22 protein-coding genes are annotated in these 24,315 nt (G+C 67.0%); 12 read left to right on the plus strand and 10 right to left on the minus strand.

Annotated features, from left to right (window positions below; all coding sequences use genetic code 11):
• The first annotated feature begins 197 nt into the window (after positions 1-197).
• Both OG326_RS21980 and OG326_RS21985 read left to right on the plus strand, forming a co-directional pair.
• Complete coding sequence (locus tag OG326_RS21980) at positions 198-623, plus strand: DUF4189 domain-containing protein (protein ID WP_327138981.1); 426 nt, start codon at positions 198-200, stop codon at positions 621-623.
• Between the two features lie 83 nt (positions 624-706).
• The gene (locus tag OG326_RS21985; RefSeq protein WP_327138982.1) at positions 707-2,515 is read left to right on the plus strand and encodes an alpha/beta hydrolase; all 1,809 of its coding nucleotides are present in this window, start codon (positions 707-709) and stop codon (positions 2,513-2,515) included.
• A gap of 4 nt (positions 2,516-2,519) precedes the next feature.
• On the opposite strand, the gene OG326_RS21990 is transcribed toward OG326_RS21985, so the two are convergent.
• Positions 2,520-3,392, minus strand: a complete 873-nt coding sequence (locus tag OG326_RS21990; protein ID WP_327138983.1) for an LLM class flavin-dependent oxidoreductase — start codon at positions 3,390-3,392, stop codon at positions 2,520-2,522.
• A 54-nt stretch (positions 3,393-3,446) separates the two neighbouring features.
• Positions 3,447-4,139: a CPBP family intramembrane glutamic endopeptidase gene (locus OG326_RS21995; protein ID WP_327138984.1), complete on the minus strand. Its 693-nt coding sequence runs from the start codon at positions 4,137-4,139 to the stop codon at positions 3,447-3,449.
• A 209-nt stretch (positions 4,140-4,348) separates the two neighbouring features.
• Here OG326_RS21995 and OG326_RS22000 point away from each other — a divergent pair, with 209 nt between their 5' ends.
• Positions 4,349-4,765 carry a hypothetical protein gene (locus OG326_RS22000; RefSeq protein ID WP_327138985.1) on the plus strand — a complete coding sequence of 139 codons (417 nt, stop codon included), beginning with the start codon at positions 4,349-4,351 and terminating at the stop codon, positions 4,763-4,765.
• 154 nt (positions 4,766-4,919) lie between these two features.
• Positions 4,920-5,231, plus strand: coding sequence for a hypothetical protein (locus tag OG326_RS22005; protein WP_327138986.1), 312 nt, complete (start codon positions 4,920-4,922; stop codon positions 5,229-5,231).
• A gap of 59 nt (positions 5,232-5,290) precedes the next feature.
• Here OG326_RS22005 and OG326_RS22010 read toward each other — a convergent pair whose 3' ends face one another.
• On the minus strand, positions 5,291-7,012 hold the full coding sequence (locus tag OG326_RS22010) for an N-acyl-D-amino-acid deacylase family protein (protein ID WP_327138987.1): 1,722 nt from the start codon (positions 7,010-7,012) through the stop codon (positions 5,291-5,293).
• 94 nt (positions 7,013-7,106) lie between these two features.
• On the opposite strand from OG326_RS22010, the gene OG326_RS22015 reads away from it, so the two are divergent.
• Complete coding sequence (locus OG326_RS22015) at positions 7,107-7,721, plus strand: TetR/AcrR family transcriptional regulator (RefSeq protein WP_327138988.1); 615 nt, start codon at positions 7,107-7,109, stop codon at positions 7,719-7,721.
• A gap of 74 nt (positions 7,722-7,795) precedes the next feature.
• The gene (locus OG326_RS22020; protein ID WP_327138989.1) at positions 7,796-8,209 is read left to right on the plus strand and encodes a hypothetical protein; all 414 of its coding nucleotides are present in this window, start codon (positions 7,796-7,798) and stop codon (positions 8,207-8,209) included.
• 59 nt (positions 8,210-8,268) lie between these two features.
• On the opposite strand, the gene OG326_RS22025 is transcribed toward OG326_RS22020, so the two are convergent.
• Positions 8,269-8,934 (minus strand): TVP38/TMEM64 family protein, encoded by a 666-nt coding sequence (locus OG326_RS22025; RefSeq protein WP_327146553.1) that lies wholly within the window; start codon positions 8,932-8,934, stop codon positions 8,269-8,271.
• 331 nt (positions 8,935-9,265) lie between these two features.
• Here OG326_RS22025 and OG326_RS22030 point away from each other — a divergent pair, with 331 nt between their 5' ends.
• From OG326_RS22030 to OG326_RS22045, 4 genes are all read left to right on the plus strand, one after another.
• Positions 9,266-11,125, plus strand: coding sequence for a methylmalonyl-CoA mutase family protein (locus OG326_RS22030; RefSeq protein WP_327138990.1), 1,860 nt, complete (start codon positions 9,266-9,268; stop codon positions 11,123-11,125).
• A 2-nt stretch (positions 11,126-11,127) separates the two neighbouring features.
• Positions 11,128-13,389, plus strand: coding sequence for a methylmalonyl-CoA mutase (gene scpA / locus OG326_RS22035; RefSeq protein ID WP_442790817.1), 2,262 nt, complete (start codon positions 11,128-11,130; stop codon positions 13,387-13,389).
• Complete coding sequence (meaB, locus tag OG326_RS22040) at positions 13,386-14,489, plus strand: methylmalonyl Co-A mutase-associated GTPase MeaB (protein WP_327138991.1); 1,104 nt, start codon at positions 13,386-13,388, stop codon at positions 14,487-14,489. Before scpA ends, meaB begins: the two co-directional genes overlap by 4 nt.
• Before the next feature lie 534 nt (positions 14,490-15,023).
• Complete coding sequence (locus OG326_RS22045; protein WP_327138992.1) at positions 15,024-16,505, plus strand: MFS transporter; 1,482 nt, start codon at positions 15,024-15,026, stop codon at positions 16,503-16,505.
• A gap of 12 nt (positions 16,506-16,517) precedes the next feature.
• On the opposite strand, the gene OG326_RS22050 is transcribed toward OG326_RS22045, so the two are convergent.
• Together OG326_RS22050 and OG326_RS22055 are read right to left on the minus strand one after the other, a co-directional pair.
• A complete protein-coding gene (locus tag OG326_RS22050) occupies positions 16,518-17,153 on the minus strand; it encodes a response regulator transcription factor (protein WP_327138993.1) in 636 nt (211 codons plus the stop codon).
• 112 nt (positions 17,154-17,265) lie between these two features.
• Entirely contained in the window at positions 17,266-17,856 is a 591-nt protein-coding gene (locus OG326_RS22055; RefSeq protein ID WP_327138994.1) for a TetR/AcrR family transcriptional regulator, read from the minus strand.
• A 71-nt stretch (positions 17,857-17,927) separates the two neighbouring features.
• Between OG326_RS22055 and OG326_RS22060 the strand changes: the two genes are divergently transcribed.
• Positions 17,928-18,758, plus strand: coding sequence for a class I SAM-dependent methyltransferase (locus OG326_RS22060; RefSeq protein WP_327138995.1), 831 nt, complete (start codon positions 17,928-17,930; stop codon positions 18,756-18,758).
• 38 nt (positions 18,759-18,796) lie between these two features.
• Here the strand turns inward: OG326_RS22060 and OG326_RS22065 are convergent, their stop codons facing one another.
• From OG326_RS22065 to OG326_RS22075, 3 genes are read right to left on the minus strand one after another with little or no spacing between them, the layout of a single operon-like run.
• A complete protein-coding gene (locus tag OG326_RS22065; protein ID WP_327138996.1) occupies positions 18,797-19,672 on the minus strand; it encodes an amidohydrolase family protein in 876 nt (291 codons plus the stop codon).
• On the minus strand, positions 19,669-20,748 hold the full coding sequence (locus OG326_RS22070) for a nucleoside hydrolase (protein ID WP_442790818.1): 1,080 nt from the start codon (positions 20,746-20,748) through the stop codon (positions 19,669-19,671). Before OG326_RS22070 ends, OG326_RS22065 begins: the two co-directional genes overlap by 4 nt.
• A complete protein-coding gene (locus OG326_RS22075; protein ID WP_327138998.1) occupies positions 20,748-21,956 on the minus strand; it encodes an FAD-dependent monooxygenase in 1,209 nt (402 codons plus the stop codon). Before OG326_RS22075 ends, OG326_RS22070 begins: the two co-directional genes overlap by 1 nt.
• A gap of 104 nt (positions 21,957-22,060) precedes the next feature.
• Between OG326_RS22075 and OG326_RS22080 the strand changes: the two genes are divergently transcribed.
• Entirely contained in the window at positions 22,061-22,636 is a 576-nt protein-coding gene (locus tag OG326_RS22080) for a TetR family transcriptional regulator (protein ID WP_327138999.1), read from the plus strand.
• A gap of 1 nt (position 22,637) precedes the next feature.
• On the opposite strand, the gene OG326_RS22085 is transcribed toward OG326_RS22080, so the two are convergent.
• On the minus strand, positions 22,638-24,206 hold the full coding sequence (locus OG326_RS22085; RefSeq protein ID WP_442790819.1) for an MFS transporter: 1,569 nt from the start codon (positions 24,204-24,206) through the stop codon (positions 22,638-22,640).
• Positions 24,207-24,315 lie beyond the last annotated feature (109 nt).

Here is a 24,315-nt window from a genome sequence, read left to right on the forward strand (position 1 = left end):
ATCCACGATCACCGTGATTTCAATGCCCCGGATCGACCGGTCTGCTCCGGGTTCGCACTACCCGTCGAAGGTGAATGGCGCACTCCTGCAAGGCGATCCGAGGGGAAAACGATTGAAAGAATGTCGCACCCGGCGGTTATGCTCTGCTACGTTCGGCGCCGCGAGACAGGGGCGTCACACCAGAAGGGGAGTCTGGAATGCTTTTTTCGCAATCGACCCGTATGTCGAAACTGCTCACCACCGCGGTCCTGACCATCGGACTGTCCGCGCTGTTCGCAGCGCCCGCCCAGGCGCAGTCGGGGGGCACCTGGGGCGCGATCGCCATCGGCAATCACATGCGCGCCTACGCGATTGTCACCGGTTACCCCAGCATGCAGGAGGCCAAGGACGCCGCGGAATCGAAATGCGGCTTCACCGACTGCGCCTGGCGCACCAATTGGGATGCCGACCGATCCGATAATCTCCGCTGCGGCGCGGCGGCGGTCGCCGCGGACGGTCACTGGGGGTGGGCGCAGGGGTCGTCCTCGGATGAGGCCGAACAGGACGCCATCAATATCGCGGGTCCCGGCGCGGGCGCCCAGGTATCGGGCTGCGACACCATCACTCGCGGTCCGCAGAACTGACCCCGCCGTCCCGCGATGTGATCACGGGCATACCTGCTCAGGGCGCGGCAGTGACCTGATGCCGGGAATGAGAAGGTAGGCGAATGGACTCCTGGCGCTCGCAGATCGATACGGTGCGAGCCCGGGTTGTCCGAGCGGGTCGAGAGGGTGTGCGCGCCAGTGCGAATGGGGTGCGGGAGCGACTGCTGCCGCAGGAGACGGCCGGGCCACCGCGCCCCATCACCATTCTCGGGCTGGATTTTGTCGGTCTGGTGTTCGCGCTGTTCTTCTTCGCCTGGAGTCTGAGTCCGTCGCTGCTGCCGCGGGACTGGGTCTTTCAAGGCATCGTCAGCGGGTTCACCAGCGTGACCGGCTACGGCGTGGGACTGCTGCTCGCGTTTCCGATGCGGCGGTGGGTGGCCCCGCGCATCGCGTGGCGGCGCTTCGAACGGCGGGTCGAGTTGGTGCTGGAGATCGTCGTCGCGCTGCTCGCGGTATTCACCGTGATCAGCACCCTGCTGGTGGCGGCGAACTGGCAGGACGATGTCGACGGGCTGATGGGGATGTCCCGGTCGGCCGAAATCGCCTACCTGCGTACCGGTCTGATCATCGTGGGCATCTTCCTGCTGGTGCTGCTGGCCGCCCGGGGGCTGCGGCGCACGGCGCACGCGATCGCCCGGATGCTGTCGGCGCGGTTGCACATCTCCCTGCCGCTGGCGCATGTGATCGCGCCTATCACGCTCGCCCTGGCGGTGGCGCTCTTCGTCGACAAGGTGCTGCTGGCGGGCAGCTCCGACGCCGCCCGGGCAGTGTTCGCCGGGCAGAACAATGGAACGGAACACGGTGTCGTGCAACCGATCCAGCCCGAACGATCGGGCAGCCCGGCGTCGGCCGCACCGTGGGACACCCTGGGGTTGCAGGGCAGGACATTCGTCGCCGGCGGAATCGGCGCGGCGCGGCTCACGGCGCTGAGCGGAGTCCCTGCGCGAGAACCGATCCGGGTCTACGCCGGACTGGGGTCGGCCGACGACACCGCGGCGCGCGTGCGGCTGATTCTCGCAGAACTGGACCGCACCGGAGCGTGGGAGCGCAAGGTCCTGGTCGTGACCGGTACCACCGGCACCGGATGGGTGAGTCCGGCCGCGGCCGAATCGCTGGAGTTGATGTACAACGGCGACTCCGCCATCGCCGCGATGCAGTATTCCTTTCTGCCCAGCTGGATCTCCTTCCTGGTCGACCGGTCCGCGGCGGCGACCGCGGGCACCGCGCTCATCGACGGCATCCACCAGCGCTGGGCTCAGTTGCCGGAGGGTCATCGCCCGCGCCTGATCGTCTACGGCGAAAGCCTCGGCTCCCAATCGGCCGAGAGCGCGTTCGGAAGCCTCGCCGATCTCCGCAAATCCGTGGACGGCGCCCTGTTCGTCGGCCCGCCGAACTCCAATCGGCTGTGGAGTGAGATCGAGGATCGGCGCGATCCCGGCACGCCCGAGGTACTTCCCACCTATGCCGGGGGTTTGATCGTCCGGTTCGCCGCCGGGAAGCAGGATCTGCCTGCGCCGCAGCAGAGTTCGGCGCTGCGCGACCCGTGGCCGGAGCCGCGCGTGCTGTATCTGCAGCACGCCTCCGATCCGGTGGTCTGGTGGAATACCGACCTGCTGTTCACCCGGCCGGACTGGCTGACCGAAACTCCGGGGCGCGATCGAACATCCGCCATGAGCTGGTACCCGATCGTCACCTTCTGGCAGGTCAGCGCCGATCTGGTACGGGCGCAGTCGCCTCCGTCCGGTCACGGCCACAATTACGGAGACCTGATGCCCTACGCCTGGGCCGCGGTCACCGCGCCTCCCGGCTGGACCGATGCGGACAGCGATCGTGTCGCCGCGAACCTGGTGGCACTGCGGGTCGACAGCTGAGCGGTCACGGGACCAAGGGCCGGACCTGTTCGGCGACGAAGCGGACGAAGGCGGCGGGGTCGGGCTCATCGGCGGTGGGCTGCAGGACCACGCTGGTGGCTCCGGCTTCGGTCCAGCGGATGACGGTGTCGGCGATCGCCTGGGCATCGCCGGCAATGCCGACGTCGGGGATCGTGTCGCGTTCCTTGCCGCGCAGCTCCGCGGCGATGCGATCGGCGGCACCCGGGCCGGTGGCGGTCAGCAGGTAGGCGACAATCGGATACGGCTGGGGCGCGGCATGTTCCGGCCGTGCGGCGCGAATGATGTCGACGGCAGCGCGAATGCCGTCCGCGGACTTGGAGCTGTCCAGGATGACGCCGTCGGCGGCCGCACCGACCAGGGCCAGGGTGCGAGGCCCGGTCGCGGCGGCCAGTACCGCCGGTGCGGTCGCGGGCGGCCAGTCCAGGGCGACGTCGTCGAGCTGGATGTACCTGCCCTTCGCGGTGATTCGCTCGCCCGCCAGCAATCCGCGCAGCGCCTCCAGATGTTCACGCAGCAGGGTCACCGGCGAGGCGACCCGTGCCCCCACCTGACCCATCCACTCCTGCACACCGTGGCCGACGCCCCAGATCGCCCGCCCGTCGAACATGCGCTCGAGTGTCGCGATTTCCATTGCGGTGATCGCGACATTCCGTAGTGGCACCGGCAGTACGCCGACACCGACCCGCATCCGCTCGCTCCAGGCCAGTGCGGCCGCGGCGCTCGAGATCCCGCCCTCTTGAAAACAGTCCTCCCACAACCACAACTCGTCGAGCCCCGCCTGCTCGGCCGCCCGAACCACCTCCCGCAGCCGCTCCGGCGGATTGTGCGGACGGAATACGGCACCCAGAGTCGTCATGCACCCATGACTACCAGACCACACTGACATCTTGGGGAGGGCTTGTGAACCGGTTTACGTCAGTCCGGCAGTTCTATTGGCGCCCAATTGAATACGCGATGCCGGTGCCGCTCCGTGATAGAAATGCCGGCCCAGGCCGATGGAGAACACGAGTATTCCGTACACCGAATGCTCGACCGAGGCGGTGAACAGTGATTGCGTCCGCAGATACCGGGTCGCGAAGATCCAGCCTCCGACACCGCTCGCGGCCACCGAGAACCAGCTGCCGAAGATGATGTGCACGTAGCCGAATGCGGCGGCGCTGGCGGCGACCATGCCCGCGCCGTCACCGAATACCGGCGCATACCGATGGAACAGGAACGACCGGAAGATCAGCTCCTGCGGATACACGCTCAATGCCGGGTACAGCAGCATGACCGCAAGCCAGAGCAGCGGGTTCCGCCGAGGCAGGTCGAACAGATCCTCACGCCGCAGCAGCGCGGTCGCCGCGGTGAGCGCCAGCGCGCTGGATCCGGCCGTCACCGCCATCGGCCGCGCCTGCCCGCGAAATGCCTCGGCCCGCCACAGGGAGTCGCGGTCGAACCCGCGCGAGCGCCGCAGATAGACGGTGGCGGCGGTCCCCAGTACCAGCAGTGCGGGAATCGGCGGCCTGCCGCGCAGCACCGCGTTGTACGCCGTCGTCCCACCGAAGAACAATGCCGCGTACTCGGCCGCCAGATAGGCCCGCCGCCACCTCCGAATCCTCATGCGCCCAATCTAATTTCCAGATCGTGACCGCGCCGAACAGCGACGGGAGTTCATGTCCGGGCCATCTGCCGCACACCGGCCCACAGGTTTTAAGGGATTTGTAAGCCCTGAAATGCACAGTGATCCGTGCGCGGTCGCCCGCTTCAGGGTCCGGCGCACAGCCCGCAGTTTCCAGATCCGAGCCCCTCCGAAACACCCTGGGAGACATCTTGTTCCGCACCGGTATCGCGTGCATCGCCCTGCTCGCCGCTGTCACGCTCAGCGCTTGCAGCTCCGACAAGACACCCGCCGCGACGAATACCGGCGCGGCTCCCACCAGCGCCGCGGCACAGACCTCGCCCGCCGCACAGACGAGCACGGGTGGCGACGCCTGCACCGAGGTCCAATACGAAATCGACCTCGTCCACAACTTGCAGCAGGGCAACGAACCCGCCGACTCCGCCGCCGCGATCCAGCGCCTGAGCAAGTTCCGCGTCAGCGCGCCCCCTGCGATCATCGCCACGGTGGCCCAAACCGAAGCCGTCATCGTCGGCCACCTGCAACACCGCGGAGAGGACCAGATCAACCAGCCCGCCACCGGCATCTTCCTCGACAAACTCACGCAGTGGAAGAGCGCGAACTGCTGAGCTGCTGATCAGCGGGCGTAGACCGCCCGTAAAACCGGTGTCTGGCCGCCGCTCGGGAGTGCGCCGAGAATTGTGGTTATGCGCGAGGAGGTTTCGATGGCCGGTGGCCTAGCTGCCTACCTCGGGTGCGAGTAACCACGAGAGGAAACGGCAGATGCGAAGAACCGCAGGCATCTACGCCGACCCGCCGGTCGAACTTTCCGGCGGTCAGCTTCGAACCGCGCGGGCGGCGGCTCGCCGCGCCGCCCGTGAGTCCAGGGGGTCGTTCCGTACGGCGCGCGGCCAGTATCGGCGATATCGCCGAACTGTCGGCGAGGCCTACCTCGATTGGTCACGCTGGCATGAGGAGTACCTCCGCGAATACGCTGGCCGCCGTCGCGGTGGCCGCGGCGATGGCAGAGGCGGTTCCGACAGCCAGTGGTTCGGAATGCCGTCCGGCGGCGATTACACGATCGGCATGCCCTGACGGAGGGGAGTCGTCACCGATCGGTTGTTGTGACGGACCGATCGGTGACGCCGTGCCGGTCAGGCGGTGAGGAAGGTGCCCGCGTGCAGCGTGGTGCCGAATCCCGGTGCGAAGGTGCCGTATTCGTAGACCACGTGGCCGCCGACGACGGTGGCCGCGACTGCCGCGTCGTTGCGGTTGACCATGCGGGAGACGCCGGTGCCGGAGAGTTCCGCCTCGGCGTAGGCGGCGCTGGAGCCGTCGAAGCCCGCCGGGTCGATGACCGCGATATCGGCGCGGGAGCCCACGGCCAGCTTTCCGGCATCGAGTCCGTACCAGTCGGCCAGCTCGCCGGTGAGCCGGTGTACCGCCTGCTCGAGGGGCATGAAGCCGCGCTGCCGCACCCGCTCGAGCATGCGCAGGCCGCAGTTGTAGAAGGCCATATTGCGAAGGTGCGCACCGGAATCCGCGAAACCGATCTGGACCATGGGTGAGATCTGCAGCCGGTCCAGGACATCGTCGCGATCGTTGGCGATGGTGGTGCGCCAGCGCAGGGCCGCACCGTGTTCGACGGTCAGATCCAGCAGGGCGTCCGGTGCGGTGATTCCGCGCTCGTCGGCCACCGCGGCGAAGGATTTGCCGATGACCGACGCATCGGGGCAGGACACGATCTGCGCGTCACCGAGGTCGCGATGCCAGACTCGGGGGCCGAATCGTTTGGCCAGGTCCTTGCGGAAGCGGCGGCGGTAGCCCTCGTCCTTCAGCAGTTCACTGCGCTCGAGCACCTGCCGGATATTCAATGCCGCTGCCCCGGAACCGAATTCCTCGAAGATGACCAGATCGATTCCGTCGGCGTACACCTCGAACGGCACCGGCAGATGCTGCCACCGAAAATCGGCCCTGCCGAGGCGATTGGCCACCCACGCCGCGCCCACCGCGATACGAGCCACCGTCCGATCGGCTTTGATATCAGCGGCCGACAGCAGTGAGGTCTTGAGCGGCCGCCGCCCGAACAGTCGCCCGGCACTCTGCGCGAAGTAGCGTGCGATCTCCACTCGCGAGGTGAGATTGGGAGTGCTCTGATGAACCCGGCCGTACTGGCGCAGTACCGAATTCAGCCGCCCGTACTCCGCCCACGTGGCATAGGTCGAAGGCAGTTGGCGGGTCGGAAAGCGCGTCCCCTCGAGCTTGGAAAACGAGCTGCGAATGGTGGACAGTCCGACGAATCCCGCATCGAGCGCCTCGGCGAGCATGTCCGCCATCCGATCCAGCTCACCGCCGGTGGGCCGCTCGTTCGCGTCCACCGCGCGCCCCAGCCCCATCACGGCCACCCGAATATCCGAATGCCCCAGAAACGCAGCAACATTCACCCCGAGCGGCTTGCCCCCGATGGCCTCCACATACGACTTGGGATCCACCCACGTCCTATGCTCCTTGACCGCGTCATTGACCACATCCCACGGCAGCGCCTCCACCCGCGCGAACATATCCGCACAGTCCTGCGCCTCCGCGTACACCGTCGACAGCGAGCAATTACCGAACACCACCGACGTCACCCCATGCCGGGCCGATTCCCCCAGGCCCGGCCCGGTGAGCACCTCCGCGTCGTAATGCGTATGCACATCGATCATCCCCGGAATAACCCACTTACCGCTCGCATCGATCGTGCGCCGCCCCTCCGAAAGCCCCACTTCCACAGCCACGACCCGCCCATCGCGCACCCCCACATCCGCGACAATCGGAGCCCTCCCCGTGCCGTCGTAGACCGTTCCGCCCCGGATCACAACGTCGTAGTCGGCCATCGCACACTCCATACTCACGGGTATTGAATACTCGTGAGTATCCAACCTGGTGGGTTGCACGTCAACAGCTGCACCGGCCTCGTATTGTGTGGCTATGTCCGAAGCCGACCCGCTACCCGCGCGCTTTCGCCGCCCCAGCCGCGACGAGGTGCAGGAACGTATCCTGCGTGCTGCCGCGAAAGTCTTCGCGGACAATGGATTCGCCGGTGCGCGGCTGGATCAGATCGCGGAGGCGGCGGGCTTCACCAAGGGTGCTGTGTACTCGAACTTCGCCAATAAGGACGCGCTGTTCTTCGCACTCATGGACGCCCAGATCGCCCAGCGCTCCGAACTGGCCCTGCGGATAATCGGCAGCACCGTGCCCACACCCGCCGAGTTGGCCGATCTCGGCGCGCAACTCACGGAAGCGACCGTCGCCAACCGCGATTGGCAATTGCTGTTCCTGGAGTTCTGGCAGCGCGCAGTGCGCGACGAAACCGTGCGCGCCCAGTACGTAGCGCACCGCCGAGCCGTCCGCGCCGCCATGATCGCCGAAGTCGAACACCGCGCCGCAGCCCTCGGCCTGCAACTCCCGATCTCAGCCGAGAACCTGGTCTTCCTCGTCATGGGCCTATCCAACGGACTCGCCCTCGAGGAAATCGCCGACCCGGGCGCAGTCCCCCGCGACCTCATGTCCGAGGTCCTCTGCTCCCTCCTCGACGTGCGCTGAACCGGGTCCGATGATTTTCCTGGGCTCGAGCCGTCGGAACACCTATACGTTTCTCGAACCGGAGGGAAGTTGTCATGAGCGTTGACAGGGGGCCGAATCCGTCGCTGGCCGAGTTGGCGGTGCTGGGCGGCGAATGGGTGATCGAGTTGTCGGATGCGGAATTTCTGCCGAGTCCGGATGCCAGGGTGCAGGGGCGGGTGACTGCGGAGTGGATCGATAATGCCGCCTTGGTGATGCGGCAGTTCGGGGATGAAGGGGAGTCGGCGACCTGGATCATGGGTCGTGACGAGTCCGAGTCGGAGTACACCGTGCTGTACTCCGACGCGCGCGGTTTCTCCCGCGTCTATCGGATGACGTTCGCCGATCGTGAATGGCAGATGTGGCGCAGCACACCGAAATTCACGCAGCGCTTCCAGTCGCAGGTGAGCTCGGACGGCGACACCATCACCGGTGAATGGCAGAAGTCCTACGACAGCGGCGAGACCTAGGTGCACGATTTTATGATCGAGTACCGGCGCCAGAGCTGACCTGCGGCAGCTGAATTCGGTTACTCGGCGACTTCGAGTGCAGGTTCGGGCACGGCGAGGCGGGTATCGACTATGAGCCCGATGATGCCCACGGCCAGGCAGGCGACCGTCACGACGAGCTGGGCGGGGGAGGTGCGGTTGGTGAGGGCGTCGCCCAGCCAGACCGTGCCGATGGTGCCCGGGATGATGCCGACGACGGTCGCGATCAGGTAGGGCGTCAGGCGCACCGATGACAATGCGGCGCAATAGTTCACGATGGCGAACGGGGCGAAGGCGATCAAGCGCAGGGATCCGACGGCGAGCCAGCCGCGCCGGGCCAGGCGCGTATCCACCGCCTGCACGGTGGGATGGGTGAGCCGCGCGGCGACGCGTTCGCGTCCGAGCGCGCGAACCAGTAGCAATGCCAGGACCGCGCTCAGCGTGGTCGCGGAAATGGCCAGCGCCAGGCCGAGAACCGGCCCGAAGAGCATGCCCGCGCTGAGGGTGAATATGGTGCGCGGGAATGGGACGATGCAGATCAGGGCATGCGCCAGGAAGAAGACGACGGGCAGCAGCGGTCCGACCGAGTCGGCCCATTCGCGGATCTGCTGCGGCGCGGGATGCGGTGCGAAAGCCGCCAGCCCGAACAGGACTGCGCAAACGATCAGCACCCCGAGCACGCGGGGCTGTCGTAGCTGGGCCAGGATTTGGGCGACCGCGCCGACCTTTCCGATATCACGCGTTTCGGAGACAGCGATCGAAGTTTCGGGTACAGCGCTCGAGGATTCGGCGACTCCGCCGGGCGTCACGGAAACCTCGCTGAGCTGCCCGGACCCTGGCTCGAGGGGTCCGCGGACGGTTGTTGGCACCGCGCCAGGTTACCCGCTGGTAGCGGGACTCTGTGGACAGTAATCACTCCGGTCCGGCTAGCATCAGGAGAAAGACGAGGAATGCTCGTTAACCGAAATGACCTCTGAGCAGTGTTGATGCAGTGCAAACCGGTCGTTCGGTCGGTGAGTGGAAGAAGGAACAGGGGCTATGCCGATTGCTTCAGACCCGGACACCGAGCCGGTGCCCGGGTACGCCGACTGGCGCAAGGGTGTTGCCGGAGTATTGGCCAAGGCCCGCAGGGTCGACGCCACTGAACTCCCGGACGAGCCCGAGCAGCTGCTCGCGGTCAAGACGTACGACGGCCTGACGGTCAACCCCCTCTACACCCGCCGCGACGAGCTGCCCGAGCAGCCGCTGCCGGGTGCCTTCCCGTTCGTGCGCGGCACCGACGCCACCCGCGATGTGCATCGCGGCTGGTATGTCAGCCAGCGTTTCGGCGGCTCCGAGGGCGCGACCGTGAACCGGCAGATCCTGGACGCGCTGGAGAACGGCGTGAGCGCGGTCTGGCTGGGCGTCGCCGAGCGCGGCGTTCCGGTCGCTGAGCTGCCCGCCGCCCTGCGCGGCCTGCTGTTCGAGCTGGCCCCGCTGACCCTGGACGCCGGCCCCGCCGCGAACGAGGCCGCCGCACAACTGTTCTCGGTGCTGGACGGCTATGACGTGGCCGACCGCAAGGATATTCAGGTCTACCTCGGCGCGACCCCGCTGACGAGCCTGTTCGCCGGCTCCACCGCCATCGACCTGGACGGCGCGATCGCGCTGGCCCAGCAGGCCGTGGCCCGCCCGGAGACGGTGCGCGCAATCACCGTGTGCGGCGTGGCATTCCACAATGCCGGAGCCTCCGACGCCCAGGAGCTCGGCGCCGCCGTGGCCGCGGGCCTGGAATACCTGCGCGCGCTCACCGATGCCGGCGCCGATATCGCCGACGCGCTGAGCCAGCTGGCCTTCCGCTTCGCCGCCACAGACGACCAGTTCGAGACCATCGCCAAATTCCGTGCCGGACGGCGACTCTGGGCGCGTGTGGCCCAGGTCTGCGGCGCACCGGACTACGGCAATGCCCCGCAGCAGGCCATTACCTCCCCGGCCATGATGACCCAGCGTGATCCGTGGGTGAACATGCTGCGCACCACCCTCGCGGCCTTCGGCGCGGGTGTCGGCGGCGCGGATATCGTCACCGTGCTGCCGTTCGACAATGCCCTGCCCGCCGGGGAAATCGGTGTGTCGCCGGCCTTCACCGAACGTATGGCGCGCAATACCCAGCTGCTGCTGCTCGAGGAGTCGCACCTGGGCCACGTGCAGGACCCGGGTGCCGGTTCCTGGTTCGTGGAATCGCTGACCGATGAGATCGCCGCCAAGGCATGGGAATTCATGCAGGAGATCGAGGCGGCCGGCGGTTATCTGGCGGCGCTGCAGGCGGGCCTGCTCGCCGAGCGCATCGAGGAGACCCGCGTCAAGCGCGATTCGGATGTGGCGCACCGCAAGACGGCTGTCACCGGCGTCAATGAATTCCCGAACCTGGGCGAGGATCCGCTGTCCGAGGCGGCCCGCGAGCCCAGCCCGATCGCCCGCTACGGCGCGGCCTTCGAGACACTGCGCAATCGCTCCGACGCCTATCTGGCCGCCCACGGCGCGCGGCCCAAGGCCCTGCTGGTGCCGCTGGGCCCGGTGTCGGAGAACAATGTGCGCATTACCTTCACGGCGAATGTGCTGGCCTCCGGCGGTATCGAACCGGTGAACCCGGGTGCGCTGGCGCTGGACGGAATCGGCGCGGCGGCAACCGAATCCGGTGTCACCGTGGCGGTGCTGTGTGGTTCCGACTCGCGCTACGGCGCGGAGGCCGGTGTGGCCGCCGACGCCCTGCGCGCGGCGGGCGTGACCACTGTTCTGCTGGCCGGACCCGAGAAGGCGGTCGCGGACCTGACCGGCGCGCAGCGTCCGGACGGATTCCTGACGGCGCGGATGGATGCGGTGACGGCGCTGTCCGGCCTGCTGGAGAAGCTGGGAGCATAGAGATGAGCGATATCAAGCACCTGATCGGCAATTTCGCCGAGGTTCCGCTCGGTGAGCCGAATGCGGCCGAGGCCGCGCCGGTGGCGGCCGAGCAGGTCGACGCCTTCGTGGCCGAGGCCGCCGCCGCCAATCACTATGCGCCCGAACAGTTGACCTGGGCCACGCCCGAGGGCATCGACGTGGCACCGGTTTTCACCAAGGCCGATCGCGATGCCATTGTCGCCGAGGGCTATCCGCTCGACAGTGTGCCGGGTCTGGCCCCGTTCGTGCGTGGCCCGTACCCGACCATGTACGTGAACCAGCCGTGGACCATTCGCCAGTACGCGGGTTTCTCCACCGCCGCGGACTCGAATGCCTTCTACCGCCGCAATCTCGCGTCGGGTCAGAAGGGCCTGTCGGTCGCCTTCGACCTGGCCACGCACCGCGGTTACGACTCCGATCACCCGCGCGTCACCGGTGATGTGGGTATGGCCGGTGTCGCCATCGACTCCATCCTGGATATGCGGGAACTGTTCGATCAGATTCCGCTGGACCAGGTTTCGGTGTCCATGACCATGAACGGCGCGGTGCTGCCGATTCTGGCGCTGTACGTCGTCGCCGCCGAGGAGCAGGGCGTCAAGCCCGAGCAGCTGGCCGGAACCATTCAGAACGACATTCTGAAAGAGTTCATGGTCCGCAATACCTACATCTATCCGCCCAAGCCCTCGATGCGGATCATCTCCGACATCTTTGCCTTCACCTCCGCGAAGATGCCGAAGTTCAACTCGATCTCCATCTCCGGCTACCACATTCAGGAAGCCGGAGCCACGGCCGATCTGGAGCTGGCGTACACCCTCGCCGACGGTGTGGAGTACCTGCGCGCCGGTATCGACGCGGGTATGCCGGTCGACAAGTTCGCGCCGCGGCTGTCGTTCTTCTGGGCCATCGGCATGAACTTCTTCATGGAGGTCGCCAAACTCCGTGCGGGACGGCTGCTCTGGAGTGAGCTGGTCGCCAAGTTCGAGCCCGAGAACGCGAAATCGCTGTCGCTGCGCACACATTCGCAGACCTCCGGCTGGTCGCTGACCGCGCAGGACGTGTTCAACAATGTCCCGCGCACGTGTGTGGAGGCCATGGCCGCCACCCAGGGCCACACCCAGTCGCTGCACACCAACGCGCTCGACGAGGCGCTGGCGCTGCCGACGGACTTCTCCGCACGCATCGCCCGCAATACCCAGCTGTTGATTCAGCAGGAGTCCAATACGACTCGTCCGATCGACCCGTGGGGCGGCTCGTACTACGTCGAGTGGCTGACCCATCAGCTCGCGCAGCGGGCTCGCGCCCACATTGCCGAGGTGGAGGCGCACGGCGGTATGGCGCAGGCGATTTCGGAGGGCATCCCGAAGCTGCGCATCGAAGAGGCCGCCGCTCGCACCCAGGCGCGCATCGATACCGGGCAGCAGGCGGTCATCGGCGTCAATAAGTATCAGGCCGAAGAGGACCAGGCGATCGAGGTTCTCAAGGTCGAGAACTCGCGCGTGCGGGTCGAGCAGAACGAGAAGCTCGTCCGGCTGCGCGCCGAGCGTGACAGTGCCGAGTGCGAGCGCGCGCTGGCCGATTTGACCCGCGCCGCAGCCTCTTCCGAGGGCGGCATGGAGAACAACCTGATGGCGCTGGCCATTGCCGCCGCCCGCGCCAAGGCCACCGTCGGTGAGATCTCCGACGCGCTGGAGAAGGTGTACGGCCGCCATCAGGCCGAAATCCGCACGCTCTCCGGTGTTTACCGCGAGGAGGCCGGCAAGGTGACCAATATCAGCGACGCCATCGAGCTGGTCGAGGAATTCGCCGAGGCGGAGGGCCGTCGTCCCCGCATCCTGGTCTGCAAGATGGGTCAGGACGGCCACGACCGCGGCCAGAAGGTGATCGCGACCGCCTTCGCCGACCTCGGCATGGATGTCGATGTGGGCCCGCTGTTCCAGACGCCCGAAGAGGTGGCGCAGCAGGCGGCCGACAACGACGTGCACATTGTCGGCGTCTCCTCGCTCGCGGCCGGTCACCTCACCCTGGTGCCCGCCCTCAAGCAGGCGCTGGCCGATGTCGGCCGCCCCGACATCATGGTGGTTGTCGGCGGCGTCATCCCGCCCGGCGACTTCGACGAGCTGTACCGGGCCGGCGCGGCCTCGATCTTCGCGCCCGGCACGGTCATCGCCGACGCCGCCATCGACCTGATCAAGAAGCTGGCCGATTCGCTGGGCCACGAGATCGGCACCGGCGCAAGCGAATGAGCGACGCGCCGCGCACAGCCGAGGGTGGTTCCGGCCACCCTCGGCTCGGCACCACCTCCGGCACCGGCGTGGCGGGGAGCGGACCCAGTTCCGCGGGCCGGGCCGCCAAGCGGATCATCGACGTCGACCAGCTGGCCGCATCGGTGCGGGCGGGGGAGCGGTCGGGCCTCGCCCGCGCCATCACCCTGGTCGAATCCGCGCGCGGTGATCACCGGGAGCTGGCGCAGCAATTGCTGCTGCGGGTCACCCCCGACGCCGATGCCGCGGTCTCGAATCGTGTTGGCATCACCGGTGTTCCGGGTGTCGGCAAGTCGACCTTCATCGACGCGCTGGGTATGAAGCTGCTCGCCGAGGGCCACCGGGTGGCCGTACTGGCGGTGGATCCGTCCTCGACTCGCACCGGCGGTTCCATCCTCGGCGACAAGACCCGCATGGCGCGATTGTCCCTGGAGCGCGACGCTTTCATCCGCCCGTCCCCGACCGCGGGCACCCTCGGCGGTGTGGCCAAGGCGACCCGCGAAACCATCGTGCTGCTCGAAGCCGCAGGCTACGACACCATTCTGGTGGAGACGGTCGGCGTCGGCCAGTCCGAGGTCACCGTCGCCAATATGGTGGACGTCTTCTGCTTCCTCACCCTCGCCCGCACCGGCGACCAACTCCAGGGCATCAAGAAGGGCGTCCTGGAACTGGCCGACCTGGTCGCGGTCAACAAGGCCGACGGCAAACACGAACTCGAAGCCAAATCCGCCGCCCGCGAACTGGCCGGCGCCATGCGCCTGATCCACCCCCGCCAATCCCTCTGGCACCCACCGGTGATCACCATGAGCGGCCTGGAAGGCACCGGCCTGGAACAGTTCTGGGACACCGTCCTGCAACACCGCCAGGTCCTCACCGACGCAGGCGAATTCGACGAAAAGCGCCGCCGCCAGCAAATCGACTGGACCTGGACCATGGTCCACGACCACCTCCTCCGCCGCCTCACCGACAACCCCGACGTCAAATCCCTCCGCCCCCAGGTGGAAAAACAAGTCCGCGACGGCTCCCTCACCCCCGCCCTGGCCGCCGAAGAAATCCTCCGCGTCTTCGACAACCGCCCCTGACCCATTCAGCTGCGAGCCAGACTTTGCCGAATCCCATCCAGCCGCAAACGGCGTGGCAGCGAGTCCGACTGTCACGCCGTCCGCTCGGACGGCACAGCCCGTGTCGCAGCGGTACAGCCGGGGAAGAGGTTGTACGGCGTTGAGACGGCCCGCACGGTCGGCTGACTGTCCGACCGCAGTGGCTAGGTGACGGCAGGTTCGAATCCGGCGCGGGTGTCGGCGCGTACGGCGCTTCATTCAACGGCACAGCCTGTGTCTCAGCGGCACAGACCTCGTAGAGGGTGTGCGGAGTTGAGACGGCCCGCACGGTCGGCTGACTGTCCGATTGCAGTGGCCAGGTGACCGTGCCGGTTCGAATCCGGAGAGGTGTTCGCTGGTACGCCGTTTCGCGTGACGACGCAGCCCGCGTCCTGGCTGCACAGACCGGGTGGAGACTGTGTGGCGTTGGGGCGGGCTGTGGCATCGAGGGAAGTGGGGGCGGGGTTTTCGAGCGTGTGGGGGATGGGTTCGGTGCGGTGCGTAGGGTCGGCGGGTGTGATTGGTTCTGTGAAGGCGTCGGAGGCTGTGGGGCACGAACGGGTGTGGGGTGCGCCGATTTTCGTGCTGGGTGGGTTGCAGTTGCTGGTGGTGCTCGACGGGACGGTAGTGGCGCTGGCATTGCCGAATATTCGGCGGGCGCTGGATTTGTCGGAGTCGGGTGGGAATTGGATCATTACCGCGTATGTGGTCGCTTTCGGCGGTCTCATGCTGCTGGGTGGGCGTTTGGGGGATACTTTCGGCCGTAAGCGGGTCTTTACGGCCGGTGTCCTGCTTTTCACCCTCACCTCGCTGCTGTGCGGAATTGCGTGGAATCCGGTTGTTCTGGTGATCGGGCGGGCGTTGCAGGGGGTGGCTGCCGCGATTGCGGCGCCGACGTCCATGGCTCTGGTGGCTACCACATACGCGCCGGGTAAGCCGCGCAGTCAGGCGTTCGCGGTATACGCGGCGCTGACGGGCGTTGGTTCGGTTGCCGGGCTGATCGCGGGTGGTGTGCTCACCGAATTGTCGTGGCGGCTGGTGTTCTTGATCAATGTGCCGATCGGTGTGCTTGTCACCGTGGGTGCGGTGCTGTGCCTGCGGGAGTCGCGCGGTATCCGCTCCGAGCTCGACGTAGCGGGCGCGATTCTGGCCACCGTCGGCGTCACGCTGGCGGTTTTCGCCATGAATGCGGGATCGGGTGGCTGGTCCCGCCCGATCGTCGTCGTGCCGGCGGTCGTCGGCGTTCTGACGCTGGCGGCTTTCCTGCTGGTCGAACGACGTGCCGCGCATCCGCTGCTGCCGTTCGGCCTGTTCGGCAATCGCAGCCGGGTCGCCGCGCTGACGGCGATCGTGCTCGCGGGCGCCATCATGATGTGCCTGGCGGTTTTCATCTCGCTGTATCTGCAAGGGGTGCTGCGTTATTCGCCGCTGCGGGCGGGACTGGCCGTCATTCCGTTCGCCTTCGGGCTCGGGGCGGCCGCCGCGCTCTCGTCGCGGCTCGCGCTGAAGTTCGCGCCGCGCTGGCTGGTCATCGCCGGGGGCGCGATCATCCTGACCGGTTGTTTGTACGCGAGCATGATCGTGTCGGACCGACCGGCGTACTTCCCGAGCATCGCGGTTCCGGTGCTGATTATCGGATTCGGGTTCGGCTTCGCGGTCATCCCGCTGACGCTGTCGGCCATTGCCGGTGTCGAAGCCTCCGAGATCGGTCCGCTGACCGCCCTCGCGCAGGTGGCCCAAAATCTCGGCGGCGCAGTCGGATTGGTGTCCGTCGGGGCGATCGTCTCCTCCCGCATCCTGTCGGAGGGCGGTTCGAACGCCACCCTGGTGAACCCCTCCGATGCCCAGCTGCACGCTCTGGCCAGTGGTTACGGGCTGGCATTCACCTGCTGCGCCGTCCTTGCCCTGGCTGCCGGAGTAGTCGTCCTGCTCATGCGATTCACACCCGAGGATGTCGCGGAGGGTCAATCCGCCCAGGAGTCCGCGCATTCCGGCTGACCGCCGCGAAGGTTATTGCCCCGTGCGCAGTTTCGAGGCCAGCACCGCCGCCTGGGTGCGGCGCTCCATGCCGAGTTTGGCGAGCAGACGCGAGACGTAGTTCTTGACTGTCTTCTCCGCGAGGAACATTCGCTCGGCGATCTGCCGGTTGGTCAGTCCGTCCCCCAGCAGCCCGAGCAGCTTTCGCTCCTGATCGGTGAGCCCGGCCAGCGGGCCGTCGGGCTGGGTACTGCGCCGCAGTCGCTGCATGAGGGCGGCGGCCGCGCGATTGTCGAGCAGCGAGCGCCCCGAGCCGACCTCCTTGATGGCCTTGGCCAATTCCATACCTTTGATGTCCTTGACCACATAGCCGCTGGCTCCGGCGAGAATGGCGTCCATCATGGCCTGCTCATCGGTGAACGAGGTCAGGATGAGGCAGCGCAGGTCATCGAGTTTGTCCAGGAGCTCGCGGCACAGCTCGATGCCATTGCCGTCGGGCAGCCGCACATCGAGCACCGCCACATCGGGGCGGAGTGCGGGAATGCGGGCCAGGGCCTCGGCGACATTGCCTGCCTCCCCGATGACGGTCAGTTCGGGATCGCCCTCCAGGAGATCGATCAATCCGCGCCGCACGATTTCGTGATCGTCGACGAGAAAGACATTGATCATGATGGGCCGTCCGATCTGTGGGGTCCTGCCGATCAACATAGACCCGGAACGCGCCCGTGACGATGGCCGAAAGTCCTCTCTTCGAAGGACAATCCGGAGGGTCGGTACCGTGCTATCGCACCAGGGCTCCGGCGACGACCGTGGTCACCACGGCGGTGACGGCCGCAGGTTCCGGCGGGGCGGCGGTGCGATCGGCGAAGAGCAGATGCCCGGCGCCGATGAGTGTGGGTGCGAGCGAGTCGATATCGGCATCACCGCGCACACGACCCAGCCCCTGCTCGGCGGCGAGATATCCGGCGACCATGGCAGTCGCCTCGGCCAGCAGCGGCACGCCGGTAGGTCGACGCTGCCGCAATCGCGCCCGCAGCTCGTCCCGGAAAATGACCAGGCTGACAATCGCCACGGCGAGAGATCCGAAGACGGTGGTCAGCGCCTCGGCCAGGTTGCCGACGACGGTTCCGGTTCCGGCGGATGCGCGTAAAGCCATGGCCTGCTGATCGATTCGGGTGATGCGGTCCAGTACCAGCTCGGCGAGGAAGTCGTCGAAATCGGCGAAGTGCCGGTGCAGGACGCCTTTCGCGCAGCCCGCCTCCGTGGTGACGGCCCGGCTGGTCAGCGCGCTCGGCCCGTCCCGGAGCACTACCCGCTCGGCGGCGTCGAACAATTGCGCCCGCACATCACGTATGGCCATCCCTGTCGGCACCGGGCATCTCTCCTTGCACTGTTCGCTCTGAACCATTGTCGAGTGGGCATGTGCCCACTTATAGTGGGCGCATGCCCACTATAAGCCCGGAACCCACCCCGCCCACACCGACTGCGCCGCACCAGTACCGGCAGGTCGCGGAGTCCTTCGGCACGAACCCCGAACGCTACGACCGGACCCGGCCCGAGTACCCCGCCGCCCTGATCAACCGGATCATCGCCGAATCTCCGGGACCGGACCTGCTCGATATCGGTTGCGGCACCGGCACCGCGGCCCGGCAGTTCCGAGCGGCCGGGTGCACGACGCTGGGAGTCGAACCCGATTCGCGGATGGCCGATTTCGCACGCCGCGGTGGAATCGACGTCGAGGTCGCGACCTTCGAGGCCTGGGACCCCGCCGGACGGACCTTCGATGCCGTCGTCGCCGGACAGGCCTGGCACTGGGTCGATCCGATTGCGGGAGCGGCCAAATCGGCACAGGTGCTGCGGCCCGGCGGCAGGCTGGCGCCGTTCTGGCATGTCTTCCAGCTGCCGCCGGAGGTGGCGCGGGCCTTCGCCGAGGTCTACGAACGCGTCATTCCCGGTTCGCCGTTCAATATCCAGCCCGAGCGCGGCCCGGTGCTGGGGGTGTATCAGCCGATATTGACGAAGGCGGCCGACGGGATCCGTGCGGCGGGCGGGTTCACCGAACCGGAGCAGTGGGGTTTCGATTGGGAGCAGCACTACACCCGGGACGCCTGGCTCGACCAGCTGCCCAGCCACGGACCCCTCACGCAGCTCCCGCCGGAGCAGTTGGCGCGGATACTCGACGGCGTCGGCGCTGCGATCGATGCGCTCGGCGGCGGCTTCACGATGCCGTACACCACGGTGGTCATCACCGCCGCGCGGACGGCTGCCCCGTGAGTGTCACCGAATAGCCAACGCTTGCAGCGCTATTCGAGTCAGGTGATCGCGAACTCCCGGGCGGCATTGCCGTAGCAGACCCCTCGCAGCCAGTCGTCGCCGAGCTCGAGGCGCTCCAGCGACTGCAGCGCATGCCCGTACGGGTAGGGGATATTGGGGAAGTCGCTGCCGAACAGAATGCGATCACCGAACTCGCGCAACCGCCCGCGCTCGCTGACCGGGAACGGATCGGCGGACTCGAAGAAATCGGTGAAATTCATGGTGGTGTCGAGCAGCACGCCCTCGTACGCCGCCGCGATATCGAGGAATTCGCTGTACTCGGGCGCACCCATATGGGCGATGATCAGCCGCAGTCGCGGAAACCGTTGCAGCAGTGCGGCAATGGGCTCCGGTCCGGTGAATTTCCCGGCGGTGGGCCCGGACCCGCAGTGTACGACGACCGGAACCTCGGCCTCCTGAATCAGCCCCCACACCTCGGTGAGCAGCGGATCGACCGGTGAGAACTGCCCGACCTGTATGTGCACCTTGAAGATTCGCGCCCCCGCCGCCAAGGCCTCGGCCACGTACCCAGCCGCACCGGGCTCCGGATAGAAGGTCGAGGTGTGCAGGCAGTCGGGTGTGCGGGCGGCGAAATCGGCGGACCACTGGTTGAGCCACGCCGCCATCTCGGCCTTGTGCGGATACACCATGGAGGTGAAGGCGCGAACCCCGAAGCCGCGCAGGGTCTTCAGCCGCACCTGCTCCTCATCGCGGTAGGCGATGGGCCAGCTGCGCCCGATCAGCGGCCCGGCGGAGTCGAAGTAGTCCCACACCTTGCGCAGCACCTGCTCGGGCATGAAATGCGTATGGATATCGATGATTCCGGACAGCCCGAGCCGGGTGCGGAAATCGGCGGCGTAGTCGTCCTCGCTCACCGGCTCCGCGGCCCTTCCTGCGGGGGATAGGTGGCCCGGGCCAGATCCCCGACGCGGCTGACGAGCAGTTCGAAGAACAACTCCGGATCGGTCCCGACCACAATGTCCGCATTGGGTTCCCGCTCCCACATACCGTCCCAATCGGCGACGGTGGTGGCGCGGGTGATGGTCCCGGCCAGTTCGACATCGACTGTCGCGGGCTTGGTGACGGCCAGTCGCGGATCCAATGCCACCGCCGCGGCGAATGGATCGTGCATATGGGCCAGATACACCTTTTCGTACAGCAGGTGGAAATCGAAGTAGAAGCGGATCGCATCGGTGAGATACCGGACGATCGGATTGCTCGCCGCCGACCGCGCCTCGGGCGGATCGGTCTCGGTCACCGTCTCCACCGGCTCGCTGCCGGCGCGTTCGGCCAAGAGCGCCAGATGCTTCGGCCGCATCTCGATGGTCTCGGTGATGTCCAGCGCGCACACGATCGGCCGCCGATCCGCCGGCGCCGCCGCGAACGCGTCGAACACCTCCTTGGCGGCCTCCGGGTCCACGTGCACATTCCACTCGTTGGTGGGTGTGGTGTTGCCGGGATGATTGAACGCCCCGCCCATGATCACCAGCCGCTGCAGCAACCGGGGGAGCTCAGGCTCGATACGCAGCGCCAGCGCGAGATTGGTGAGCGGCCCGGTGCACAGCCCGACGATCTCGCCCGGATGCTCACGGACCAGATCGACCCACATCTGCGCCGCCGAACGGTCCGACAGCCGGCGCGCGGAGACCGGCAGCTCCGCATATCCGACGCCCTGCGGTCCGTGCGTGTCCTCGGTGGTGCGCAGTGGAATGGCCAGCGGCTGCGCCGCCCCGAGCGCCACTTCGAGCTCGGGGGCCCGGCACAGGTCGAGCAGGGCGAGATTATTGGCCGCCACCCGGTCCGCGGGCACATTGCCCGCGGTGGAGGCGATTCCGACGATCTCGGCCTCGGGGGAGGCCAATAGGTAGAGCAGACCGAGGGAGTCATCGATGCCGGTGTCATTGTCCATGATGATCTTCTGCCGCACGGTTCGAGCGTAGTCGTCGCGCATCAGTAGCTGGGAAGCACATAGTCCTCCGTGGTGTCGAGCATCTTGGTCATGATCGGACGGAACGCGCGGGACATCATGAGCTTGCCGAACTGCAGCATCACCTTCAGTCCGACCTTGCTGGTCGGGATCATCATCTTGAGCCCGCCGCCCGGCAGCGTCTTGGCCTTCTCCAGGAACGGGTTCACGGCGGCCTCGTAGCGCACCAGTGCACCGTCGATATCGCCTGGGGTTGCCGCGATTTCGCCCGCGAGCAGATACGCGCCGACCAGTGCCATGGCGGTGCCCATACCGGTCAGCGGCGATCCGCAGTACCCGGCATCGCCGAGCAGGGTGATGCGCCCGGCCGAGAGCGCAGGCATATCCACGCGCACCAGTTCGTCGAAGTAGAAGTCGGTCGCCGCGTCCAGCTCCGCCAGAATCTCCGGTGCGCACCACCCGGCCGGGGCGAGCATCTCGCGAATGAGCCGCTGCTGTGCCTCGGTATCGCGGCGCAGCGCCGGATCCGCGTCGATGCGGAAGGTCAGAATGGCCTTCGAGGTTGCCGGATCGGCATCGGAGCGAACGCCGACCGAGACATGCGGGATCACGTGCATGGCCATCCAATCCGGTACGGCCGCTTCGGGAGTCGGGATGGTGTAGAAGGACATGTAGCCGCCGAGGTAGGTGGTGAACTGCTCCTCGGGGCCGAAGGCCAGCCTGCGCGTGGCGGAGTGCACGCCGTCGGCGCCGATGACCAGGTCGTAGCGCTCGCTGAGCCCGGAGGCGAAGCCGACTCTCACGCCGGTCCCGTCCTGGTCCAGGCTCTCGATCCAATCGCCGTAGCGGTAGTCGAGTTCGCCTGCGACACCGGCCAGTTCGGTGAGCAGTACGCCATTGAGGTCACCGCGGCTGATCTCGACCTCGGCGATCGCGCCGTTGCCCTCGAACATCTCCATCGGCATCTCGTAGAGGGTGCGGCCGTCGGCATCGACCTGGACCATGCCCTTCTCGTGCAACTGGTGCTTGCGTACGCCGTCCATCAGGCCCATGCGCTCGGCCACCTCGCGGCTGGGTCCGCGCAGATCGACCGCCTGGCCGCCCGGCCGGGGAGCGGTGGCCCGCTCGACGACGGTGGTGGCGATGCCGGCTCGAACCAGCTGCAGGGCAACGGCATTGCCCGCGATGCCGCCGCCGGCGACCAGGATGCGGAGTGTGGTGTCGGTGCTCATTCGAATCTCCCGTGGTGGTGAGTACGTCCGTCTAAGACATATGTCTAACAGACTTTGGCACGGCTGTCTAGAACAAATGTCTTAGACGCTGGTAGGGTGGGTTTATGGGAAATCGAGAAGACCTACTGACGGGCGCTCGCCAGGCAATCCTCGACCGTGGCCTGGCCAAGGTGACCGCCCGCGATATCGCCGCCGCCGCCGGGGTGAGCCTGGCGGCCATCGGCTATCACTTCGGCTCCAAGGATCGCCTGGTCATGGAGGCGCTCACCCTGGGCGTCGGCACCGAGATCGGTGATGAGATGGATGCGGCGATCAAGGCCGCGGGGGAGGGGCGGTCGCTCATGGACGCGCTCGCTCCCACCTGGAACGGTCTCATCGAGGTCGTCCTGCACAATCGCGAGAATCTCCTGCTGAGCCTCGAGAACGGTGTGCAGCTCGCGCGCGATGAGGAATCGCAGGGATTCATGGAGCAGGCGAGCGCCGGGGCGTACGCCGATATCGCCGAGGTGCTGCGCGCGACGCATCCGCAGCTGTCCGAGGTTCAGGCGGGCGCCCTGGCCAAAATGCTCTTCATGCTCTTTCAGGGATTGGCGATGCAATCGCTCATCGCGCCCGCCACCGTCGATCAGTTCACCGGGGACGATCTGGCCACCGCCGTCGCGGCCCTGTGCGGGAACTGAATCAGCCCGGCGGTATGTGCCGCAGCCGCAGGACCGCGATCACTGCCAGCAGCAGCGCGGCCACGGCCGCAATGGCGGAGGTCAGGTGCATGCCGGTGAGGAACGCGTGCTTGGCCGACTCCGCCACCGCATCGCCCAGTTTGCCGGGCAGCCCGTTCGCGACCTCCATGGCCGCGCCGAGGGTATCACGCGCGCTGTGCACATCGGCATCACGCAGTCCGGCGGGCAGCGTGGAGCCCAGCTGGCTGCGATAGATCGCGATACTGAGGCTGCCGAGCATGGAAATCCCCAGCGCCCCACCGAATTCGGCCCCGGTCTCGGACAGTCCGGAGGCGGCCCCGGCCTGTTCCGGCGGCGCGGTGCCGACAATGAGCTCGGTGGTGATGCCGAAGACCGGCGCCAGACCGAACGACACCAGCAGCGAGGCGATGATGGTCAATCCCACCCCGCCGGTCTCGGTGATCCTGGTCAGCAGCAGTAATCCGCCCGCCGCCATGACCATGCCGACCCCGATCATGTACGCGGGCCGTACCACCTTGCCGATCCTCGGGCCGAGCTGCGAACCGATCATGAAGCCCAAACCGGCGGGGATGGTGGCGATTCCGGCGCGCAGCGGTGACATGCCCAGCACCAGCTGGAAATACTGGCCCACGAACAGGAAGTAGCCGAACGCCGCGAAGATGGCGACCATGTTCACGGTCAGGGCCATGCGGAAACTGCTCAGCCGGAACAGTTTCAGATCCAGCATGGGCTCGGGCGTGGTGAGCTGCCGGCGAATGAACATCGACCCGATGACGAGCCCGGCCGCCAGCGCACCGACCGCCATGGGCACCGGGCCGTCCTGGGCGATCTCCTTCATGCCGTACACCACGAGCAACACCGCGCTGGTGCACATCAGCGCGCTCAGCAGATCCAGCCGGCCCGCACCCGGATCGCGGAATTCCGGCAGCACCCGCGGCGCGAGGATCAGCAGCAGCACCATGACCGGCACCGCCAGCAGGAATACCGAACCCCACCAGAAGTGCTCGAGCATCAGGCCGCCGGCCAGCGGGCCGATCGAACCGCCGACCGAGTACGAGCCCACCCACACGCCTACGGCCAGCGACCGCTGCTTGGTATCGGGAAACATGGTGAAGATCAACGAGAGTGTGGACGGCGCGAGCGTCGCCCCGGCGACGCCGAGCAGCGCCCGGCAACCGATGAGCACCGGGGCCGACGGCGCGAACGCGGCGATGATGGACACCGCCGCGAAGGCTGCCGCCCCGGTCATGAGTAGTCGCCTTCGCCCGATGCGATCGCCGATCGTGCCCATGGTCAGCAGCAGACCGGCCACCATGAACCCGTAAACGTCGATGATCCACAGCAATTGGGAACTGGTGGGTCGTAGTACCTCACTTATCTCCGGCACGGCGAGGTGCAGGACCGTGAGGTCCATGGAGTACACCAAACACGCCAGCGCCAACACCGCCAACCCGGTCCATTCCCGCCGACCAACTTTTGTAGTGGTCCCATCCGCCGGCACAGTCAGCAGGGGGCCTGGTATGTCCACGATGACGTCCTCCATCCGCATGCCGGCACAGGCGCCGGCATTATCGATGTCGGTTTCAGCATCTCACCTATTAACGACATTAAAACGATATGCGCGAAGGGAATTCGCATTGTTCGCCGATGTGTTTGCG

This window comes from Nocardia sp. NBC_01327, assembly GCF_035958815.1.
In the GTDB taxonomy this organism is placed as follows: domain Bacteria; phylum Actinomycetota; class Actinomycetes; order Mycobacteriales; family Mycobacteriaceae; genus Nocardia.